Source organism: Mesorhizobium sp. M7A.F.Ca.CA.004.12.1.1, assembly GCF_003997835.1.
Taxonomy (GTDB): domain Bacteria; phylum Pseudomonadota; class Alphaproteobacteria; order Rhizobiales; family Rhizobiaceae; genus Mesorhizobium.
Genome location: NZ_RZRK01000858.1, coordinates 1 through 2546, shown reverse-complemented (window position 1 = coordinate 2546; position 2546 = coordinate 1). Strand labels below are relative to the sequence as shown.

The following is a 2546-nucleotide window of genomic DNA, read 5'->3' as shown; positions in this document are numbered from 1 at the left end:
AGGAGATAGTCGGCACCATCGCCGAAGGTACCGACGGCGAGATTGATCGCCGCGCTCTGGATGCGCCGCTTGTTGTGGAGCAGGATAACCCGCGGGTCCTTGGCAATCACATCCTCGACGATGGAAAGCGTGCCGTCGGTGCTGCCGCCATCGGCGACGATGATCCGGGCGCCAAGCCGGGCGGCCGCGGGCCGCAATTGATCGAGCAGCGCACCGATATGGGCGGCTTCATTCAGGCACGGAATGACGATCAGGCTGGATGAGGGTTTGTCCGTCTGCGTCATCAATCTCTGTCCATCTTGCCTCTGTCCATCCTTGGCCATCCTATGCCAATGCCTCGGCGGCAAAGGAGCCGGGCACGGCCGTCAGGCTGCGCAGCCGCTCGACAAGCGCCCGGCAATCGCTGCGATCGTAGCTCCAGGTCCTCGGATTGCGGGCCAGAACGCGCTCCTTCAGCCTGGCGAAGCGATGCTCTTCCATCTTGCCGAGCACGGCTTCGAGGGCTTCGGGCGACGCCTGCGGCAACAGCACGCCGATATCCTGCTGTTTGAGGAACCGCCCGGTCTCGGTGTTGCCCATCGAGATCGGCACCGCTCCGAAACGGCAGCCTTCATAGAGCCGGTTGGGCAGAAGCCATTCGGAGTTCTGCCCCGCCTCGAAGAAATCGATCGCCCACGAAAAATGGACATCGTTGTAGATCGCCGCCATGTCTTCCGGATTGCGGTAGGGCCCGAGAAACGACAGCCACGGCTCGGCTTCGACAAAGCCGTGAAAGTCAGGGAATTCCGACAAAGCCGGACGTCCGCGCAGCACGATCTCGAAGCGGCCCTCCATGCGGCGGGAGAAATCGGCCAGCAGCTCGAGTGAGCGTCGGCAGCGCAGCGCACCGAACCAGCCGATCCGCCATGGCGGACCGACCGGGCTCTCTTCAGTCTCCGGAGCGCCGGGCAAGATCGTCGCGGCCTCGAAATATTTGTTTTCGACCAGCTCGATGGGTGCCGCAACCTGGCCGAACGGCTTGAAATAATTGGCGATAAAGGCAGGAGAACTGGTCACCAGCAGCTTCACATCCCTGGCCAGAAAGCGCTCGGTGGCGCGCAGCGCCTTGCCCAGGACATCGTTGCGCAGCACAAGCCGATGAATGTCGAGGCACTCGTATACGATCGGAACCGATGCACCGAAGGCTGACCTGGCGCGGCGGGCAAGCGCCAGCATTTCCAGGTTGCGTGCGATGATGAGATCCGGTTTTGGCATACCGCCAAGCTTCGAGCCTATCGAAACGGCTGCTTTGGCGACGGCCGCGAGGCGTTGGCCGAATCGCCCGTCACGCGTCGCGCCGAGGTCGATCGGCCGCAGTCCCTCGATATCCGCAATCGGATTCGCGGTGCGACGGAAGCCGGCCAAAGTGACCTGGGCCCCACCTGCCCTGAGCATCGTGATCCGCCGGCGCACCGCCGGGTCGGAAACGTCGTGCACAAGGTACAAGACATGCAGCATAAAAACTCGACCGCTGTTGGCCCACCCGAGGGAATGCTAGTACAGGTCTTGCTGCATCGCAACATTTTTGGTGCGGCGGTCCACGTTTTCTGTTGCACTGCAAAATTATTGCCGTAGTTTGTGGTCGGCGGCGGTCGTGGATTTTCGGGCTCGGAAATCAACGTAAAAAATCAGGAATCCTGAATTTGGAAGCCAATGCATTCGATCCGCCAGAAGGCTCCTTGCGCAAATCGGTTGGGCGCGGCGCGGTTGTCACGGCCATGGCGCAATCGGTGCGGGTCGCGACACAGATCCTGTCCGTTATCGTCTTGTCGCGGTTGTTGTCGCCACAGGATTTCGGCGTCGTGGCGATGTGCGCGCCGGTGCTTGCCTTTATCGCCCTGTTCCAGGATTTCGGCCTGACCCAGGCGACGATCCAGAAGTCGGGCATCCGGCATGAGGAGGTGAACTACCTCTTCTGGATCAATGTCGCGGTCAGCGCGATCCTGGCTTGCGTGCTTGCGGGTGCGGCGCCGCTGGTTGCCGCCTTCTACGGCGAGCCGCGCGTGACGGGCCTGGTGGCTGCGTTCGGGCTGCAGATCATGGCCTATGGGCTGGGCGCCCAGCATCTGGCGCTCTTGACACGCCGCATGCAGTTCGGCCGGCTGGCCGTCATCGACGTCGCCAGCGCCATTGCCGGGCTTGCGGTGTCGATCGCCTGGACCTTTATCGATCGCTCCTATTGGGCCCTGTTTGCCGGCACGCTGACCGGTGCCGTTTTGCCGACGCTCTGCTATTGGGCGAGCTCGCGCTGGCGTCCGGGCCTGCCGCGCAAGGTCGCCGGCATCGGCGAGCTGATCAATTTCGGCGCCGGCATCACCGGCTTCAACTTCGCCAATTTCTTTGCCCGCAACCTCGACAATGTGCTGATCGGCAAATATTGGGGCGAGGCGCAACTCGGCCTCTATGACCGCGCCTACAAGCTGCTTCTGTTTCCGCTGAGCCAGATCACCAACCCGCTGTCGAAGGTGATGGTTCCGGCGCTTTCGAGGCTGAAGGATGAGCCGGAT

Annotated in this window: 3 protein-coding genes; 1 reads left to right on the top strand and 2 read right to left on the bottom strand. The window is 62.3% G+C overall.

Annotated elements, in window-relative coordinates; translation table 11 throughout:
- Both EN984_RS30815 and EN984_RS30810 read right to left on the bottom strand, forming a co-directional pair.
- A partial coding sequence (locus EN984_RS30815; protein ID WP_127384195.1) for a glycosyltransferase occupies positions 1–284 on the bottom strand: 284 nt, incomplete at its 3' end.
- 40 nt (positions 285–324) lie between these two features.
- Positions 325–1497, bottom strand: coding sequence for a glycosyltransferase (locus tag EN984_RS30810; protein WP_127270877.1), 1173 nt, complete (start codon positions 1495–1497; stop codon positions 325–327).
- A gap of 185 nt (positions 1498–1682) precedes the next feature.
- Between EN984_RS30810 and EN984_RS30805 the strand changes: the two genes are divergently transcribed.
- On the top strand, positions 1683–2546 hold an 864-nt coding region (locus EN984_RS30805), incomplete at its 3' end, for a lipopolysaccharide biosynthesis protein (RefSeq protein ID WP_164765763.1).